Origin of the sequence: Pseudomonas sp. NPDC096925, from assembly GCF_044762545.1 — a bacterium.
GTDB lineage: Bacteria > Pseudomonadota > Gammaproteobacteria > Pseudomonadales > Pseudomonadaceae > Aquipseudomonas.
Map to the genome: position 1 here is coordinate 681588 of NZ_JBIWEM010000001.1, position 16729 is coordinate 698316.

The 16729-nt window shown below is 64.7% G+C and carries 17 protein-coding genes and 1 riboswitch; of the genes, 13 read left to right on the plus strand and 4 right to left on the minus strand.

Annotation, left to right across the window (positions count from 1 at the left end):
• Both purN and purM read right to left on the minus strand, forming a co-directional pair.
• A complete protein-coding gene (purN, locus tag ACIQYU_RS03380; RefSeq protein ID WP_063911546.1) occupies positions 1 to 654 on the minus strand; it encodes a phosphoribosylglycinamide formyltransferase in 654 nt (217 codons plus the stop codon).
• Complete coding sequence (purM, locus tag ACIQYU_RS03385) at positions 654 to 1712, minus strand: phosphoribosylformylglycinamidine cyclo-ligase (protein WP_013971366.1); 1059 nt, start codon at positions 1710 to 1712, stop codon at positions 654 to 656. The genes purN and purM overlap by 1 nt, the downstream gene beginning before the upstream one ends.
• Before the next feature lie 340 nt (positions 1713 to 2052).
• On the opposite strand from purM, the gene ACIQYU_RS03390 reads away from it, so the two are divergent.
• The 5 genes from ACIQYU_RS03390 to ACIQYU_RS03410 all read left to right on the plus strand — a co-directional run bounded on the left by ACIQYU_RS03390 (position 2053) and on the right by ACIQYU_RS03410 (position 6528).
• A complete protein-coding gene (locus ACIQYU_RS03390) occupies positions 2053 to 3120 on the plus strand; it encodes a DUF2066 domain-containing protein (protein WP_402798266.1) in 1068 nt (355 codons plus the stop codon).
• Between the two features lie 12 nt (positions 3121 to 3132).
• Complete coding sequence (locus tag ACIQYU_RS03395) at positions 3133 to 4206, plus strand: AI-2E family transporter (RefSeq protein ID WP_207829327.1); 1074 nt, start codon at positions 3133 to 3135, stop codon at positions 4204 to 4206.
• A 162-nt stretch (positions 4207 to 4368) separates the two neighbouring features.
• Positions 4369 to 5076 (plus strand): DnaA regulatory inactivator Hda, encoded by a 708-nt coding sequence (gene hda / locus ACIQYU_RS03400; protein WP_003252443.1) that lies wholly within the window; start codon positions 4369 to 4371, stop codon positions 5074 to 5076.
• A 125-nt stretch (positions 5077 to 5201) separates the two neighbouring features.
• Positions 5202 to 5855: a C40 family peptidase gene (locus ACIQYU_RS03405; RefSeq protein WP_063911548.1), complete on the plus strand. Its 654-nt coding sequence runs from the start codon at positions 5202 to 5204 to the stop codon at positions 5853 to 5855.
• A gap of 139 nt (positions 5856 to 5994) precedes the next feature.
• Positions 5995 to 6528: a C40 family peptidase gene (locus ACIQYU_RS03410; protein WP_207829325.1), complete on the plus strand. Its 534-nt coding sequence runs from the start codon at positions 5995 to 5997 to the stop codon at positions 6526 to 6528.
• Between the two features lie 114 nt (positions 6529 to 6642).
• Here ACIQYU_RS03410 and ACIQYU_RS03415 read toward each other — a convergent pair whose 3' ends face one another.
• Positions 6643 to 7950 (minus strand): sorbosone dehydrogenase family protein, encoded by a 1308-nt coding sequence (locus ACIQYU_RS03415; protein WP_207829316.1) that lies wholly within the window; start codon positions 7948 to 7950, stop codon positions 6643 to 6645.
• 712 nt (positions 7951 to 8662) lie between these two features.
• Between ACIQYU_RS03415 and ACIQYU_RS03420 the strand changes: the two genes are divergently transcribed.
• Both ACIQYU_RS03420 and ACIQYU_RS03425 read left to right on the plus strand, forming a co-directional pair.
• Entirely contained in the window at positions 8663 to 8974 is a 312-nt protein-coding gene (locus tag ACIQYU_RS03420) for a hypothetical protein (protein WP_402798269.1), read from the plus strand.
• Between the two features lie 289 nt (positions 8975 to 9263).
• The gene (locus tag ACIQYU_RS03425; RefSeq protein ID WP_112252663.1) at positions 9264 to 9527 is read left to right on the plus strand and encodes a DUF3077 domain-containing protein; all 264 of its coding nucleotides are present in this window, start codon (positions 9264 to 9266) and stop codon (positions 9525 to 9527) included.
• A gap of 223 nt (positions 9528 to 9750) precedes the next feature.
• Here ACIQYU_RS03425 and ACIQYU_RS03430 read toward each other — a convergent pair whose 3' ends face one another.
• Entirely contained in the window at positions 9751 to 10329 is a 579-nt protein-coding gene (locus ACIQYU_RS03430; protein ID WP_063911550.1) for a hypothetical protein, read from the minus strand.
• A 167-nt stretch (positions 10330 to 10496) separates the two neighbouring features.
• Positions 10497 to 10717: riboswitch (cobalamin riboswitch) on the plus strand.
• Between the two features lie 119 nt (positions 10718 to 10836).
• On the opposite strand from ACIQYU_RS03430, the gene cobO reads away from it, so the two are divergent.
• From cobO to ACIQYU_RS03460, 6 genes are read left to right on the plus strand one after another with little or no spacing between them, the layout of a single operon-like run.
• Complete coding sequence (cobO, locus tag ACIQYU_RS03435; protein WP_063911551.1) at positions 10837 to 11448, plus strand: cob(I)yrinic acid a,c-diamide adenosyltransferase; 612 nt, start codon at positions 10837 to 10839, stop codon at positions 11446 to 11448.
• Positions 11445 to 12740: a cobyrinate a,c-diamide synthase gene (locus ACIQYU_RS03440; RefSeq protein ID WP_063911552.1), complete on the plus strand. Its 1296-nt coding sequence runs from the start codon at positions 11445 to 11447 to the stop codon at positions 12738 to 12740. The genes cobO and ACIQYU_RS03440 overlap by 4 nt, the downstream gene beginning before the upstream one ends.
• Positions 12737 to 13387 carry a 5,6-dimethylbenzimidazole synthase gene (gene bluB / locus ACIQYU_RS03445; protein WP_085593449.1) on the plus strand — a complete coding sequence of 217 codons (651 nt, stop codon included), beginning with the start codon at positions 12737 to 12739 and terminating at the stop codon, positions 13385 to 13387. The genes ACIQYU_RS03440 and bluB overlap by 4 nt, the downstream gene beginning before the upstream one ends.
• Positions 13384 to 14292, plus strand: a complete 909-nt coding sequence (gene cbiB / locus ACIQYU_RS03450) for an adenosylcobinamide-phosphate synthase CbiB (RefSeq protein WP_207829314.1) — start codon at positions 13384 to 13386, stop codon at positions 14290 to 14292. The genes bluB and cbiB overlap by 4 nt, the downstream gene beginning before the upstream one ends.
• Positions 14285 to 15277, plus strand: a complete 993-nt coding sequence (cobD, locus tag ACIQYU_RS03455) for a threonine-phosphate decarboxylase CobD (RefSeq protein ID WP_402798274.1) — start codon at positions 14285 to 14287, stop codon at positions 15275 to 15277. The genes cbiB and cobD overlap by 8 nt, the downstream gene beginning before the upstream one ends.
• A complete protein-coding gene (locus tag ACIQYU_RS03460; RefSeq protein ID WP_343587869.1) occupies positions 15274 to 16728 on the plus strand; it encodes a cobyric acid synthase in 1455 nt (484 codons plus the stop codon). The genes cobD and ACIQYU_RS03460 overlap by 4 nt, the downstream gene beginning before the upstream one ends.
• Position 16729: the final 1 nt, after the last annotated feature.

Genomic DNA, 16729 nt, shown 5'->3' on the forward strand with positions numbered 1-16729 from the left:
CTAGGATCGAATCAAGTGACCGCTGGCCGCCAGGGGTTGGCCATCCAGTAATGCACCCTGTTCGCCAAGACGCAAGCGCCCTTCAGCGAACCAGCGCACCGCCAGCGGGTAAATCAGGTGCTCCTGGCGGTGTACCCGCTGTGCCAGGCTTTCGATGGTGTCGTCAGACGCCACCGGTACCACAGCCTGTACGACCAGTGGGCCGCCATCGAGTTCCTCAGTCACGAAGTGTACGCTGCAGCCATGCTCGGCGTCGCCTGCCTCCAGTGCCCGGCGGTGGGTATGCAGGCCCTTGTATTTGGGCAGCAGCGACGGGTGGATGTTGAGCAGGCGGCCCTGGTAGTGGCGCACGAAGTCGCCACTGAGGATGCGCATGAAACCGGCCAGCACCACCAGGTCCGGGGCAAAACCGTCGATGCGCGCCATCAGCGCGGCATCGAAGGCTTCACGGCCGTCGAACTGGGTGTGCTCGAGCACGACGCTGTCGATGCCGGCCGCCGCGGCGCGTTGCAGGCCGTAGGCATCGGCACGGTTGGAAACCACCGCACGGATGCGCACCTGGCTGTCCTGGCCTTGGCAGCTGTCGATCAGCGCTTGCAGGTTGCTGCCGGAGCCCGACAGCAGTACCACTACATTGCAGGTCTTGCTTGGCATCAGTGTGCCTTGAGGTTCTGCAGCTCGACCTGGGCAGCGCCCTCGGCGGCTTCGGCGATGTGGCCGATCACCCATGGCTGCTCGCCAGCGGCGCGCAGTTCGTTCAGGGCGGCTTCTACCTGATCCTGGGCCACGCAGATGACCATGCCGACGCCGCAGTTCAGCACGCGGTGCATTTCATGCTCGTCGACGTTGCCTTTTTCCTGCAGGAAGTCGAACACCGCCGGGCGCTGCCAGCTGGCCACGTCGATGACCGCCTGGGCGTTGGCCGGCAGTACGCGCGGGATGTTGTCCAGCAGGCCGCCACCGGTGATGTGGGCCATGGCCTTGACCGCGCCGGTGTTCTTGATCAGCTGCAGCAGCGGCTTGACGTAGATGCGGGTCGGCGCCATCAGCAGGTCGGTCAGCGGCTTGCCGTCCAGCTGGGTGTTCTCGATGTCGGTGGCGGACACTTCGAGGATCTTGCGGATCAGCGAGTAGCCGTTGGAGTGCGGGCCCGAGGACGGCAGGGCGATCAGTGCGTCACCGGTGGCAACCTTGGAGCCATCGATGATCTCGGCCTTTTCCACCACGCCGACGCAGAAGCCGGCCAGGTCGTAGTCTTCGCCTTCGTACATGCCTGGCATTTCGGCGGTTTCACCACCGACCAGCGAGCAGCCGGCCAGTTCGCAACCGGCACCGATGCCGGTGACCACGGTGGCGGCCACGTCGACGTTCAGTTTGCCGGTGGCATAGTAGTCGAGGAAGAACAGCGGCTCGGCGCCGCACACGACCAGGTCGTTGACGCACATGGCGACCAGGTCCTGGCCGATGCTGTCGTGCTTGTTCAGGTTCAGTGCCAGGCGCAGCTTGGTGCCGACGCCGTCGGTGCCGGAGACCAGCACCGGCTGCTTGTAGCCGGCCGGGATCTCGCAGAGGGCGCCGAAGCCGCCCAGGCCACCCATGACTTCAGGGCGTGCGGTGCGTTTTGCCACGCCCTTGATGCGTTCGACCAGTGCTTCGCCGGCGTCGATGTCTACACCGGCGTCCTTGTAGCTCAGGGAGGGTTGCTTGCTCATTGATCCAGGCCTTTAGGAGGGAGGGATTCTTAAAAAACGACCATGACGGCCAAGGCCGGCTGATAAGCGGCGGCTGCCTGAAACGTCAGTGGTCTGTGAAGGCGCGCGATTTTATCAGGGTTGCCGGGCAGCGGCCATCCTCAGGCCGACGGGCAGGGCATGAAAATGGGTAAAAAGTTGGGGGTGCTCGCTACAAGGGCTGCGTCATGCAGGCGACACCTGCCAGATCCATCACAACTTCCCGGCAATCTCCGCAACCAATCTTTCATCCTCGCGACTGGTTACCTTGCGCCCCCGTGTATAAGGTATAGGCATTGCGGTAAGTGGACAGGAATCCTCCATGCGTCTCTTCAATATTCTGGCGGTCGGTTGCCTGGCCCTGATCTCGGCCACTGCCCAGGCTGAAAGTGTCTCCGGCCTTTACCAGGTGCGCGAGCCGGTCACCGGGCAGGGCGCCGAAGCCCGTGCCGAGGCCACCGCCAAGGCCCTCGATACCCTGGTAACGCGCCTGACCGGCGACCCCAGGGCGGCGCAAAGCCCGGCATTGGCCGGGTTGCGCAAGGACCCGCAGCAAATCATCAACCAGGTTGGCAGCGAAGCCGGGCCACCCGAGTCGGTGCTGGTCGAGTTCGACCCTGGCAGTACCGAGCGGGCCTTGCGCAAGGCCGGCCTGGCCTTGTGGGGCAGCAACCGCCCCTCGATCCTCGGCTGGTGGCTGAACGACAGTGCCGAGGGCAGTTACCTTGTCGGTGACGGCCAGGCCAGCGCCCAACCCCTGCGCCGTGCCGCCCAGCACCGTGGCCTGCCGTTGCGCCTGCCGCTGGCCGACCTGCAGGAGCAACTGGTGGCCAATGCCGAGCACATCGACGGCAGCGACCCGGCCCCGTTACGGGAAGCCTCCGAACGCTACGGGGCCGATGCCTTGCTGGCGGTGCATGCCCGGGAAGCCGATGGCAAGTGGCAGGGCAATTGGCAGCTGTGGCTGGGCGACCAGCGTGAGCAAGGCACTGCCGAAGGCGCCGATCCGGCAGCGCTGGCTGACTCCGTGATGCTGGCGCTCAGCAGCCGCTTGGCGCCGCGCTACGTCACCCGCCCGGGTGCCAGCAGCCAGTTGCAGGTGCAAGTGCAGGGGATGAACCTGCAGCGCTACGCCGAGCTTGCCCGCGTGCTCGAACCCTTTGGCCCGCGCCTGCAAATGGCTGAAGGCGGCACCCTGACCTACGGTGTCACCGCCAACCGCGATCAGCTGCGCGCCCAGCTCGGCCTGGCCAAGCTGCAGGAAGTACCGGTAGAGCAGGTGCCTGCGGTGCCGGCCACGCCAGCTCCGGCAGACGCTGCCGGGGGCGGGCAACCAGTGCCGGCCCAGCCTGCACCCAAGCCGTTCGACGGCTTGCGTTTTCGCTGGTAAGGGGAGCACACCGTGACCGACGTACGTCGCTGGATCTGGCTGGGTGTTGCCCTGCTGGTCGCTGTGCTTCTTTATAGCCTGCACAACATTCTTACCCCGTTCCTGGTCGGCATCCTGCTGGCCTACCTGGCCGACCCGCTGGTGGATCGCCTGGAACGCCTGGGGCTTTCGCGCACCTGGGGCGTGGTGGTGGTGTTCGGCCTGTTCACCTTGCTGTTGCTGGCCTTGCTGCTGGTGCTCGTTCCGCTGCTGGCCAAGCAGCTGGTGCGCCTGTACGAGCTGGCGCCGCAGATGCTCGACTGGCTCGAACACGTGGCATTGCCCTGGGTGCAGAGCCGCCTGGGCCTGGCTGACGGCTTCTGGAAATTCGACAAGATCAAGGCCGCCATCGGCACGCACATGGGGCAGACCACCGATATCGTCGGTGTGCTGCTGTCCCATGCCACCGCTTCGGGCCTGGCGCTGATGGCCTGGCTGGCCAACATGGTGCTGATCCCGGTGGTGGGTTTCTATCTGCTGCGTGACTGGGACCTGATGATGGCCAAGCTGCGCGGCCTGCTGCCGCGCCAGCGTGAGCCGCAGGTGATGGGCCTGGCGGGCGAATGCCATGAAGTGCTGGGGGCGTTCGTGCGCGGGCAACTGATGGTGATGGTGGCCCTGGGCATCATCTATTCGGCCGGGCTTATGCTGGTGGGGCTGGAACTGGGGCTGCTGATCGGCATGCTCGCCGGGCTGGCTGCCATCGTGCCGTACATGGGCTTCATCATCGGCATTGGCGCAGCCTTGGTGGCGGGCCTGTTCCAGTTTGGCGGCGACCTGTACCCGATGCTGGGCATCATCGCCGTGTTCATGGTCGGGCAGGCACTGGAGGGCATGGTACTGACCCCTCTGCTGGTGGGAGACCGCATCGGTCTGCACCCGGTGGCGGTGATTTTCGCCATCCTGGCCGGCGGTGAGCTGTTCGGCTTTACCGGGGTGCTGCTGGCGCTGCCGGTGGCGGCTGTGATCATGGTGCTGCTGCGGCATGTGCATGACCTGTACAAGGAATCGGACATGTATGCCGGGGATATCGACCCGGAGTTGTGATGGAAGGGCTGCAAAGCAGCCCCAAAACAGCGCAAAAAAAGCGCAACTCGTTGATTTTGCTTGTGCTATCCGCTGCCGTGATTGTGCACCCCGCGTTGCGGGTATAGACTTTGCAGATTGTTCACCAAAGGCCCCCTGCGGTCCTGTCGACCGCCCGCGAGCATGAAACCACCGATCCAGTTGCCCCTGGGTGTGCGCCTGCGCGATGACGCCACCTTCATCAACTACTATCCGGGCGCCAATGCTGCGGCATTGGGCTACGTCGAGCGGCTATGCGAAGCCGACGCCGGCTGGACCGAGAGCCTTATCTACCTGTGGGGCAAGCAAGGTGTTGGCCGTAGCCATCTGCTGCAGGCCGCCACCCACCGCTTCCAGCAACGCGGCGAGCCAGCCGTCTACCTGCCACTGGCGCAGTTGCTCGATCGTGGCGTAGAGCTGCTCGACTACCTGGCCCAGTACGAACTGGTGTGCATTGACGACCTGCATGTGATCGCCGGCAAGGCGGACTGGGAAGAGGCCATGTTCCACCTGTTCAACCGCCTGCGTGACAGCGGCCGGCGCCTGCTGCTGGCTGCCTCGGCATCGCCGCGCGAGCTGCCAATCAAGCTGCCGGACCTGAAGTCGCGGCTGACCCTCGCCCTGGTGTTCCAGATGCGCGGCCTGTCCGACGAAGACAAGCTGCGTGCCTTGCAACTGCGTGCTTCGCGTCGTGGCCTGCACCTCACCGACGAAGTTGGCCACTTCATTCTTACCCGCGGTGCACGCAGCATGAGTGCGTTGTTCGACCTGCTCGAACGCCTCGACCAGGCCTCGCTGCAGGCACAACGCAAGCTCACCATTCCTTTCCTCAAGGAAACCCTGGGCTGGTAACCCCGAAAACGCGGGGCCAGAGCGGCAAAACAAAAAAGTCACATCTTTTTCGATAAAATTTGCAAATGGCCATGATAGAGGGCATAGTTTCACCCTTCTAAAGGATTACAGACACGGTCGTGCCCATGCTGAAGCGCTTCGCACCCCTCGTGCCACTCGCACTCGTGACCCTGCTTTTTGGCTGCGCGGCCCAAGGCCCGGCTTCTCATTCAGAGCAGCAGCCTCAGGATCACAACCCCATCGCCGCACAATCGGCGTTCAAGGCCAAAGCCTCGTCCTCGTCGGTATTCGGCGAGCCGGAAGAACTGGCCACCGAAGATGACCTGGAGGCCTTCTCCAGCAGCAAGCCTTACCAGCTGCCAGCTCTGGCTGACAGCGTTCTCGAGCGCGGCATGTCGCTGATCGGCACCCGCTACCGCTTCGGTGGTACCTCGGAGCAGTCCGGCTTTGACTGCAGTGGCTTCATCGGCTACCTGTTCCGCGAAGAGGCGGGTGTGACCCTGCCGCGCTCCACGCGTGAAATGATCAACGTCGATGCCCCGAAAGTGGCCCGCAACAAGCTCAAGCCAGGTGACCTGCTGTTCTTCAGCACCAACGGCCGCGGCCGCGTCAGCCATGCCGGCATCTACCTGGGTGACAACCAGTTCATCCACTCCAGCAGCCGCCGCAGCGGTGGCGTGCGCATCGACAGCCTCGGTGACCGTTACTGGAGCAAGACCTTCATCGAAGCCAAGCGCGCCTTGGCCATGGCGCCGACCACCAATATCGCGCGCAACTGATAGCAAAATGATATATCCTGCCGCGGCGGCGATGCTTTGAAAAAAGCTCGCCGCCGTGCGCATTTATAGAAAGCGTCTAATCTAATTTCTCAACTCTTTTCGGCTGCGGCCCAGCGGTCTCAGACAGGATGTTCTGGCCATGGTAAAGATGGCGCGCTTCGCATTTATCTCCTTGGCAGCCTTGCTGGCTGCCTGTTCCAGCCGTGCTCCTGCGCCGGCCCCTGTGGTACAGCCGCAGGTTACCTATAGCCAGCCCAGCCCTTCACCGATTGCCGATGACGTGTTGATGCGAGCCATCGGCCTGGTGGGCACGCCTTATCGCTGGGGCGGCAACACCCCGGACTCCGGTTTCGATTGCAGTGGCCTGATCAAGTACGTCTACCGTGATGCTGCCGGCATAAGCCTGCCGCGTTCGACGCGGGAGATGATCGTCATGCGCGCGCCGACCGTGGATGCCAAGTCGCTGCAGTCCGGTGACCTGGTGTTCTTCGCCACCAGTGGCGGCTCGCAGGTCAGCCACGCCGGCATTTATGTCGGGGAAGGGCGCTTCGTGCATGCCCCTTCCAGCGGTGGCACGGTGCGCCTGGACTACCTGTCCAACAGCTACTGGGCCAAGGCTTACCTGCAGGCCAAGCGCGTGATTCCGCAAGGGCATCTAGCGCAGAACCCCTGACGGATATTCCTGTGGGAGCGGCTTCAGCCGCGAACATCGGCAATGCCGGTGCCATGCACCGCGGTGTCCGCTTCGCGGGTAAACCCGCTCCCACAGGGCGCGCGCTGGCCGGGCTCATGGCGCCTTGCTCACTCGCCAGACCACATTACCGACATCATCGGCCACCAGCACGCCACCACGCCCATCGTTGATTACGCCGACCGGGCGACCCTTGGCCTTGCCATGCTCATCCAGAAACCCGGTAAGCAGGTCCACAGGCTTGCCCGAGGGTTTTCCTGACGGGTCGAACGGCACGAAAATAACCTTGTAGCCACTGTGTGGCTTGCGGTTCCACGACCCGTGCTGGCCCACGAATGCCCCTTGGTCGAAGGGCGCTGGTAGTCCATTCGGTTCGGCGAATGCCAACCCCAGCGATGCCGTGTGTGGGCCCACGGCATAGTCGGGCACCAGCGCCTGGGCCACTTTTTCAGGCGCTGGTGGTTGCACGCGCTCATCCACGTGACTGCCATAGTAGCTGTAGGGCCAGCCATAGAAACCGCCGTCCTTCACGGAGGTGATGTAGTCGGGTACCAGATCGCTGCCGATCTCGTCACGCTCGTTGACTGCGGTCCACAATGCACCGCTGTTTGGCTCCCAGGCCAGGCCGTTAGGGTTGCGCAGGCCTGTGGCGAACAGGCGGTGCTGGCCGCTGGTGGGGTCCACTTCCCAGATCGCGGCGCGCCCCTGTTCCTTGTCCAGGCCGTTTTCGCCGACGTTGCTGTTGGAGCCGACCGTCACGAAAAGCTTCTTGCCATCGGGGCTGGCGATCACGTTCTTGGTCCAGTGGTGGTTGAGCGGTCCGCCGGGCAACTCGACCACCGGCTGGCCTTCATTGCGAATTTGCAAGGCTCCGGGCTCGTAGTGAAAGCGCAGCAGCCTGTCTGTGTTGGCGACAAAGAGGTCCTTGCCGACGAGGGCCATGCCGAACGGTGAGTTGAGCTCTTCGATGAAGGTCGTGCGGATTTCAGCCACGCCGTCGTGGTCGGCGTCACGCAGCAGGGTGATCCGGTTGGCGCTGGGCACGCCTGCACCTGCCCGCTTCATCACCTTCTTCATCACCCAACCGCGCAGGCCCTTGCCATCTTCGGGCTTGGGCGGGGCATTGGTTTCGGCTACCAGCACGTCGCCGTTGGGCAGCAGGTATAGCCAGCGAGGGTGGTCGAGCCCGCTGGCGAACGCTTTCACCTGGGTGCCTGGTGCTGCTTCGGGCTTGACGTCCTTGGGCCAGCCCACTGCTGGAGCGATATTCACGGTGGGGAGGGTAGTCTTGACCGGAGCAGGCAACTGGGGGGTTGGGCCACTGCCATCGAGTACATCCAGCCGCGCGGTTTCGCCGCAGGCAGTCAGGCTGGCGGCCAATAACCAAGGCATCAGGTGTTTCATGGGCGGTGTCCTCCTAACAGGGCCTATGGAACTGAGAGGTCGGCGATATTCGCCAGGTTCCCGGCAGCCATCCAACTGTCGTAGCTTTTGCTTTTGCTTTTGCTTTTGCTTCTAAGCGCGCGATAGTTCAGGCGCCGCCGATTGCGACTTCAGGAGGCCGAGCGAAGGGCTTGCGGAGGGAGGTGACGGGCATGGATGCCCGTCAAGCGCTGAGGCCCCATGGATGGGGCCTGCGGCGCGTACTCCCGGGAGCAAGCCCGTAGCGAGGGGACCCCGTAGCGCAGCGGAGGGGCCGGATGATAGGAGCCAGCGTTTTTTGGTTACTTTTTGTCGCGTTTGACAAAAAGTGACCCGCCGTAAGGGCGGAAGGGTGAATAAGCGCCACCTTCGAAAATGAATGTTGACCCTGTTGTTGATGCCCACGCTTGAAAGCGAAGAGCGAAGAGCGAAGAGCGAAGAGCGAAGAGCGAAGAGCGGAAAAGTGCTGGTTTTGATCTCGCGCATAGTCCATTTACGATGGCGACGCTTACTCACCTTTTCGCCCTTACGGCGAGTCACTTTTTGTCAAACGCGACAAAAAGTAACCAAAAAACGCTGCGCTCCCATCATCCGGCCCCTACGCTGCGCTCCGGGGTTCCCTCGCGCCGGTCTTGCTCCCGGGAGTACGCGCTGCAGGCCCCATCCATGAGGCCTCAGCGCTTGACGGGCATCCATGCCCGTCACCTCCCTCCGCAAGACCTCTGCTCGGCCTCCTGAAGTCGCGAAGATCAAGATCAAGATCAAGATCAAGATCAAGATCAAGATCAAGATCAAGATCAAGATCAAGATCAAGATCAAGATCAAGATCAAGAGCAAGAGCAAGAGCAAGAGCAAGAGCAAGAGCAAGAGCAAGAGCAAGAGCAAGTGCAAGAGCAAGAGCAAGCAGGTCTGGTGGTGGCTCAATGTGCCAGTGAGATGCGCCGCTGCTGTTGCAAAGGTGGCGTGGGGGCGAGACCAAGAATCAGATTTAACACCTTTCTTGTAGGCCGTTTCCCAAAGATACTCTCAACACCTATTCTCCGTTGCGCGCGCCAAATGCGGTCTCTAGTCTCGGCATGTCGTTGACCTTCAATGACCGGGTTAGCCGCCCGAAATCGTCAGACATCGCAGCTGAGCAATACCGAGTAATCGGCATTGGCGCCTTATGGCGGCTGTGCGTGGGGCACCTGCGGGTGCGCCGGGTGCCTGACGTCCCGGTCGGCTAACCCACGTACAGCTGCCACCATACTGTTTAGCCGCGGTTGGTGGTCGCTTCACTACGACAGGAGCCTTAAATGACCACCGAAGACACGAAATGCACAGTTGGCAAAACCATATTCTTTCAAGGTGAAAACCAGACCCACCCCCTGTTCCGCATCGAACCCGGCATCTCCTGCCAGAACGCCCGCGAACAAGCCTCGGAATTGATCGGCTATGCACGGGACCTGACCATCGACGGCCTGATGGAAGACAAGCCAAAGCTGATCTGGGCCGCGCACTACCTTTGCGCCTTGGGCAAAGCGCTGCTGGATGATGCCGAACTCGGCATGATGCGTTAAAGCCTGAAAGGCGCGCAGACCATTCGCGGCATGGGCCGCGCTCTCATGGAGCCGCATATAACTGAAAGGGTTAGCAGGGGCTCTGTGGGAGCGGGCGCGCCCGCGAACACCGGCGCAGCCGGTGCCAGCCACCGCGTTGGATTCTTCGCGGGCACGCCCGCTCCCACAGAAACCACGTCGCGCTTGCTAACGCGTTCCGGCCCCGGCCCGAGCCGAAGTTGCTTCAAGCCTGCTTGAGCAACAACGCCACCCCCGGGAAATACTGCCCCAGCTCGTTGTGCAACTTGCGGTAGGCATACGGGAAGTACCAGGCGATGGCACAGGCGGTATGTTTCTGCAGATCGTCGACCAGGTCCTGCAGTTCCTCGGGACTGGCGTGCTGGCCGGCCTTCCACGGGCTGATGAACAGCGCTCCGGCCTTCAACTGGCTGGGGTAGGCCACCTGGCGGGCGAGGGCAGCGGTCTGCTGCAGGGCGTCGGCCATGTCCAGCCGGGCGATTTTCGGCCAGCGCTGGCTGGCACTGAGGTATAGCGCTTCACCGGCACTGCTGAGCAACAGGTCGCAGCGCCCTTCGTATTCACCTTCATCGCGCTGCTTCTTGCCGGCAAACTGCTGCAGTGCCGCCAGCTCGGCCTGCCAGGCCGCCGCGGCAAGCAACCCGGTATTGGCGGCTGCCCCATGCCAGTACGGTGCTTCGGCATCGCCGGCAAACTGGTTGAAGCGGTCTATGCAGTCGCCCCAGCGCTCCAGCACCGGGGCAAGAAACTCCAGGCGCGGGTTGTTGATGATCTGGCCTCGCATGCTGCGCTCTCCTGTTGTCGTTGTGATCGCGTTCAGCTGAAAGTGATGGCTATGTGATATCACTGTATCCAGTGTGGCACAACCGGGTGAATTGGCCATTACCCGGGCGGTGACTGTTCGGCTGCAAAGCGGCCCGCTTCGATTGACGCTCCCGGTGCAACCCTCTAACCTTCGCGCGTGTTTCAGGTGCCCTGCCAGCCCCGTCTGGGCAGGGTGAAACTGGGAAGCCGGTGGGTGCCAGCATGGCGCGATTCCGGCGCTGCCCCCGCAACGGTAGGTGAGTCGCGGCCGCGCAGGGCCACTGGGTGCCAGCACCCGGGAAGGCGCGCAGGCCTGGGCCCAGGCCCGCTCACAAGCCCGGAGACCGGCCTGATACTGCCAACGGCATCACGGAGGGTGATGCGCGGTGCACCGTGGCCTACGGCCACGGCCCCTGCGCGTTCTCCGTCTGCCCGCCTATTACCTGTCGCCTCGCGTTGCCGTGGCGCCAGCCAGCGGAGAACCCTGATGAGCGAATCCACCGAACGCGACGAACGCCACCTGGCGCGCATGCAGCGCAAGAAGGCGATCATCGACGAACGCATCGCCAATTCCCCCAACGAGTGCGGCCTGCTGCTGGTGCTGACCGGCAATGGCAAGGGCAAGAGCAGCTCGGCCTTCGGTATGCTCGCGCGCGCCCTGGGCCATGGCATGCAGTGCGGTGTGGTGCAGTTCATCAAAGGCCGCAACAGCACCGGCGAAGAGCTGTTCTTCCGCCGCTTCCCCGAGCAGGTGAGCTACCACGTGATGGGCGAGGGCTTTACCTGGGAAACCCAGGACCGCCAGCGCGACATCGCCGCCGCCGAAGCGGCCTGGGCCGTGTCGCGCCAGTTGCTGCAAGACCCGAGCGTGCAGTTCGTGGTGCTCGACGAACTGAACATCGCCCTCAAGCATGGCTACCTCGACCTTGACCAGGTGCTGTCCGACATCCAGGCCCGCCCACCGATGCAGCATGTGATCGTCACTGGCCGTGCCGCGAAACCCGAGATGATCGAACTGGCCGACACCGTGACCGAGATGGGCATGCTCAAGCACGCCTTCCAGGCCGGCATCCGTGCACAGAAGGGCGTCGAACTGTGAGCCAGCCGCGCCACTGCCCCGCCGTCCTGATCGCGGCACCGGCCTCTGGCCAGGGCAAGACCACCGTCACCGCCGCCCTGGCCCGGCTGCACCGCAACCTCGGGCGCAAGGTGCGGGTGTTCAAGTGCGGGCCTGACTTTCTCGACCCGATGATTCTTGAGCGGGCCAGCGGCGCGCCGGTGTACCAGCTCGACCTGTGGATGATCGGCGCCGAGGAAAGCCGCCGCCTGCTGTGGGAAGCAGCCGGTGAGGCCGACCTGATCCTGATCGAAGGGGTGATGGGGCTGTTCGACGGCACGCCGTCCAGCGCCGACCTGGCGCGTCACTTCGGCGTGCCGGTGCTGGCGGTAATCGACGGCACGGCCATGGCCCAGACCTTCGGCGCCCTGGCCTTGGGCCTGGCACGCTACCAGGCGGACCTGCCGTTTGCCGGTGTGCTGGCCAACCGGGTAGGCAGCCTGCGCCACGCACAACTGCTGGAAGGCAGCCTGACCGAAGGCCTGCGCTGGTATGGCGGTTTGTCCCGTGAGCGCGGTATCGAGTTGCCCAGCCGCCACCTGGGGCTGGTCCAGGCCAGCGAGCTGAACGACCTGGACGCCCGTCTGGACGCCGCTGCCGAGGCGCTGGGTGCCAGTTGCGATGCTGCCTTGCCGCCGCCAGTGACCTTTGCCGAACCCGATCCGCAAGCCAGTGCTGCGTCGTTGACCGGTGTGCGCATCGGCGTGGCGCGGGACGAGGCGTTTGCCTTCACCTATGGCGCCAACCTCGACCTGCTGCGCAACCTGGGCGCACAGCTTGAGTTCTTCTCGCCGCTGCATGACCACGAATTGCCGGCAGTGGACAGCCTGTACCTGCCGGGCGGTTATCCCGAGCTGCACCACCACGCCCTGGCCGCCAACGCGCCGATGAGCGAAGCGATCCGCGCCCATCACGCCCAAGGCAAACCGTTGCTGGCCGAATGCGGCGGCATGCTGTACCTGCTCGATGCCCTGACTGACGTAGCCGGCGAGCGTGCCGAGCTGCTCGGCCTGCTGCCGGGTGAAGCGACCATGCAGAAGCGCCTGGCGGCCCTGGCGCTGCAGGCGGTGGAAATGCCGGAAGGCATCCTGCGCGGTCACACCTATCACCATTCACTGACCAGTACCGCACTGGAACCGATCGCCCGTGGCCTGAGCCCCAACGGTGGTCGCGGCAACGAAGCGGTGTACCGCCTGGGGCGGTTGACGGCTTCCTACGTGCACTTCTACTTCCCCTCCAACCCGGATGCGGCGGCGGCGCTGTTGCGACCATGAGTGAACACGCCTACAGCGACGCCGAGCGCGCCGCGATCTACCGGGCCATCGGCGAACGCCGTGACATGCGCCATTTCGCCGGTGGCGAGGTGGCCCCGGAACTGCTGGGCCGCCTGCTGGCCGCCGCGCACCAGGCGCCAAGTGTCGGGCTGATGCAGCCCTGGCGCTTCATCCGCATCACCCAACGCGACCTGCGCGCCCGTATCCAGGCCCTGGTGGAAGCAGAACGGGTGCGTACCGCCGAAGCCTTGGGCGAGCGCTCCGACGCCTTCATGAAACTGAAGGTGGAGGGTATCAACGACTGCGCCGAACTGCTGGTGGCCGCCCTGATGGACAACCGCGAGCCGCATATCTTCGGCCGCCGCACCCTGCCGGAAATGGACCTGGCCTCGCTGGCCTGCGCCATCCAGAACCTGTGGCTGGCAGCCCGTGGCGAAGGCCTTGGCATGGGCTGGGTGTCGCTGTTCGACCCGCAGGCGCTGGCAGCGCTGCTGGGCATGCCGGCCGGGGCCAAGCCGGTCGCGGTACTGTGCCTGGGGCCGGTGACCGAGTTCTACCCGGCACCGATGCTGGTGCTGGAAAACTGGGCTGAGGAACGGCCCTTGAGTGAAATGCTCTTTGAGAACCAATGGGGAGAACGCCAATGAGCGTGGCCTTGCTGACCGTGGCCGGCGTGGCCCTGGATGCTCTGTTGGGCGAACCGCAGCGGCGCCACCCGCTAGTGGCCTTCGGCAACATGGCCAGTAACCTCGAGCGCCGCCTGAATGCCGGTGGGCGCGGCTGGCGCAGCCACGGGGTGAGCGCGTGGTTCCTGGCCGTGGTGCCGCTTACTTTGGTGGTGCTGATCCTGTCCTGGCTGCCGTACATCGGCTGGCTGGTCGACGTGCTGGCACTGTACTGCGCCGTCGGGCTGCGCAGCCTGGGCGAACACGTGTTACCGGTGGCCAGTGCCTTGCGCCAGGGCGACCTGCAGGAAGCGCGGCGCCGTGTGGGCTACCTGGTCAGCCGCGAAACCCGCGAACTGGACGAGCCCGCCGTGGCCCGGGCGGCCACCGAATCGGTGCTGGAGAACGGCAGCGACGCGGTGTTCGCCGCGCTGTTCTGGTTCGTGCTGGCCGGTGCGCCGGGCGTGGTGCTGTACCGCCTGAGCAATACCCTGGATGCCATGTGGGGCTACCGCAACGAACGCTTCGAACGCTTCGGCTGGTGCGCGGCGCGCGTCGACGATGTGCTCAACTATATTCCCGCCAGGCTGGTGGCATTGACCTACGCGCTGCTGGGCAAGACCCGCCTGGCCCTGGCCTGCTGGCGCAAGCAGGGCCCACTGTGGGACAGCCCCAATGCCGGGCCGGTGATGGCCGCCGGTGCTGGCGCGTTGGGGGTGGAGCTCGGTGGCCCGGCGGTGTACCACGGCGAACTGCATGAGCGGCCACGCCTGGGTGACGGGCCCATGGCCGACGCCGACGCCATCGAGCGTGGCTGGAGCCTAGTGCAGCGCGGCGTGTGGCTGTGGCTGCTGGTGATCTGCCTGGGGGCCTATATCAATGCTTGAACACGGAGGCCGCCTGCTGCGGGCGGTACGGCAATACGGCATCGCCCGTGAGCAGTGGCTCGATCTGTCCAGCGGCATTGCGCCATGGCCTTTCCCGATCCCACCGATTCCCATGGAGGCCTGGGCTCGCCTGCCGGAGACGGAGGATGGCCTGGAGGACGCCGCGCGCGCGTATTACGGCGCCCGCCAATTGCTGCCGGTGGCCGGTTCCCAGGCTGCGATCCAGGCTTTGCCGCTGTTGCGCGCAGCCGGCCGGGTTGGGGTGCTGACGCCGTGCTATGCCGAGCACCCATACGCCTGGCAACGGGCGGGGCACCAGTTGCTGGAGCTGGACGAAGCGCAGGTCGAGGCGACGCTCGACAGCCTCGACGTGCTGGTGCTGGTCAACCCCAACAACCCCACCGGCCGCCGGGTGCCGCGAGAACGCCTGCTGGATTGGCACGCACGCCTGGCCGCCCGTGGTGGCTGGCTGCTGGTCGACGAAGCGTTCATGGACAACACCCCGGCGGATGGCGTGGTTGATTGTGCCGAGCGCCCGGGGCTGATCGTGCTGCGCTCGTTCGGCAAGTTCTTCGGCCTGGCCGGCGTACGCCTGGGGTTCGTTGCCGCCGAACGCAGCCTGCTGCTGCGCCTGGCCGAGTTGCTTGGCCCGTGGACCGTCAATGGCCCGACCCGGGTGCTGGCCCAGGCCAGCCTGGCCGACCACGCCGCCCAGCGTGTGCAGGTCGAACGCTGTGCTGCCGCCAGCCAGCGGCTGGCTATGCTGTTGCGCAGCGCTGGCTTGGCGTCCAGCGGCGGTTGCGACCTGTTCCAGTACGTGCGCAGCGAGCATGCTGCGCAACTGCATGACTTTCTCGCTCGCCGCGGCATCCTGGTGCGCCTGTTCGAGCAGCCGCCGGCGCTACGCCTTGGGCTGCCGGCCTGTGCGGCGGACGAACAGCGCCTGGCCCAGGCTCTGGCAGCCTATCAAAAGGAAATGGCATGACCACTCTCATGGTGCAAGGCACCACCTCCGATGCGGGCAAGAGCACACTGGTGACCGCGCTGTGCCGCTGGCTGTTGCGCCAGGGTGTCGGCGTGGTCCCGTTCAAGCCGCAGAACATGGCGCTGAACAGCGCGGTGACCGCTGACGGCGGTGAAATCGGCCGGGCCCAGGCGGTGCAGGCCCAGGCCTGCCGGCTGGAACCACACACCGACATGAACCCGGTGCTGCTCAAGCCCAACAGCGACACCGGCGCCCAGGTGATCATCCATGGCCGTGCCGTCACCAGCATGAACGCAGTGGCCTACCACAACTACAAGGCTATCGCCATGCAGGCGGTGCTGGCTTCGCATCAGCGCCTGAGCGCTGCCTGGCCGGTGGTCATGGTCGAAGGCGCGGGGTCGCCGGCGGAGATCAACCTGCGTGCCGGTGACATCGCCAACATGGGCTTTGCCGAAGCGGTGGATTGCCCGGTGATTCTGGTCGCCGACATCAATCGCGGTGGCGTGTTCGCCCACCTCGTGGGCACGCTGGAGCTGCTGTCACCCAGTGAGCAGGCGCGGGTAAAGGGCTTTGTCATCAACCGCTTTCGCGGCGACATCGCCTTGCTGCAGCCGGGGCTGGACTGGCTGGAGCAGCGCACCGGCAAGCCGGTGCTGGGCGTGCTGCCATATGTCACCGATCTGCATCTGGAAGCCGAAGACGGCATTGACGCGCGCCAAGGGGCAAAGGCCGAGCGCGTGCTCAAGGTGATCGTCCCGGTGCTGCCGCGCATCAGCAACCACACCGACTTCGACCCACTGCGCCTGCACCCGCAGGTGGACCTGCAGTTCATCGGCCCGGGCCAGGCGATTCCGGCTGCCGACCTGATCATCCTGCCGGGCTCCAAGAGTGTGCGCGGCGACCTGGCACAACTGCGTGAGCGCGGTTGGGACCAGGCCATTGACCGGCACCTGCGTTATGGCGGCAAGCTGATCGGCATCTGCGGTGGCCTGCAGATGCTGGGCCGCGAAGTGCATGACCCGCTTGGTCTTGAAGGGGCCGCAGGCTCCAGCCCGGGGCTTGGCCTGTTCGATTACGCCACGGTGCTCGAAGCCGAGAAGCAACTGCGCAACGTTGCCGGCACCCTGAACCTCGAAGCAGTACCGATTGCCGGTTACGAAATTCATGCCGGCGTCACCACGGGGCCAGCCCTGGAGCAGCCTGCCGTGCAACTTGCCGATGGCCGTTGCGATGGTGCTGTCAGTGCCGATGGCCAGATACTTGCCACCTACCTGCACGGCCTGTTCGAAGGCAGCCAGTCGTGCGCGGCGTTGCTGCGCTGGGCTGGCCTGGAGGAGGTGCAGGTCATTGATTACGAGGCCCTGCGCGAACGCGACATCGAGCGCCTGGCCGACCTGGTGGAAAAGTACCTGGACACCGCGCGCCTGCGCCAGCTCTGTGGGGTGGCCTGAC

Coding starts and splice junctions, on each gene's coding strand:
- purN (WP_063911546.1), bottom strand. CDS start 654: ATGCCAAGCAAGACCTGCAATGTAGTGGTACTGCTGTCGGGCTCCGGC.
- purM (WP_013971366.1), bottom strand. CDS start 1,712: ATGAGCAAGCAACCCTCCCTGAGCTACAAGGACGCCGGTGTAGACATC.
- ACIQYU_RS03390 (WP_402798266.1), top strand. CDS start 2,053: ATGCGTCTCTTCAATATTCTGGCGGTCGGTTGCCTGGCCCTGATCTCG.
- hda (WP_003252443.1), top strand. CDS start 4,369: ATGAAACCACCGATCCAGTTGCCCCTGGGTGTGCGCCTGCGCGATGAC.
- ACIQYU_RS03405 (WP_063911548.1), top strand. CDS start 5,202: ATGCTGAAGCGCTTCGCACCCCTCGTGCCACTCGCACTCGTGACCCTG.
- ACIQYU_RS03410 (WP_207829325.1), top strand. CDS start 5,995: ATGGTAAAGATGGCGCGCTTCGCATTTATCTCCTTGGCAGCCTTGCTG.
- ACIQYU_RS03415 (WP_207829316.1), bottom strand. CDS start 7,950: ATGAAACACCTGATGCCTTGGTTATTGGCCGCCAGCCTGACTGCCTGC.
- ACIQYU_RS03420 (WP_402798269.1), top strand. CDS start 8,663: ATGCCCGTCACCTCCCTCCGCAAGACCTCTGCTCGGCCTCCTGAAGTC.
- ACIQYU_RS03425 (WP_112252663.1), top strand. CDS start 9,264: ATGACCACCGAAGACACGAAATGCACAGTTGGCAAAACCATATTCTTT.
- ACIQYU_RS03430 (WP_063911550.1), bottom strand. CDS start 10,329: ATGCGAGGCCAGATCATCAACAACCCGCGCCTGGAGTTTCTTGCCCCG.
- cobO (WP_063911551.1), top strand. CDS start 10,837: ATGAGCGAATCCACCGAACGCGACGAACGCCACCTGGCGCGCATGCAG.
- bluB (WP_085593449.1), top strand. CDS start 12,737: ATGAGTGAACACGCCTACAGCGACGCCGAGCGCGCCGCGATCTACCGG.
- cbiB (WP_207829314.1), top strand. CDS start 13,384: ATGAGCGTGGCCTTGCTGACCGTGGCCGGCGTGGCCCTGGATGCTCTG.
- cobD (WP_402798274.1), top strand. CDS start 14,285: ATGCTTGAACACGGAGGCCGCCTGCTGCGGGCGGTACGGCAATACGGC.
- ACIQYU_RS03460 (WP_343587869.1), top strand. CDS start 15,274: ATGACCACTCTCATGGTGCAAGGCACCACCTCCGATGCGGGCAAGAGC.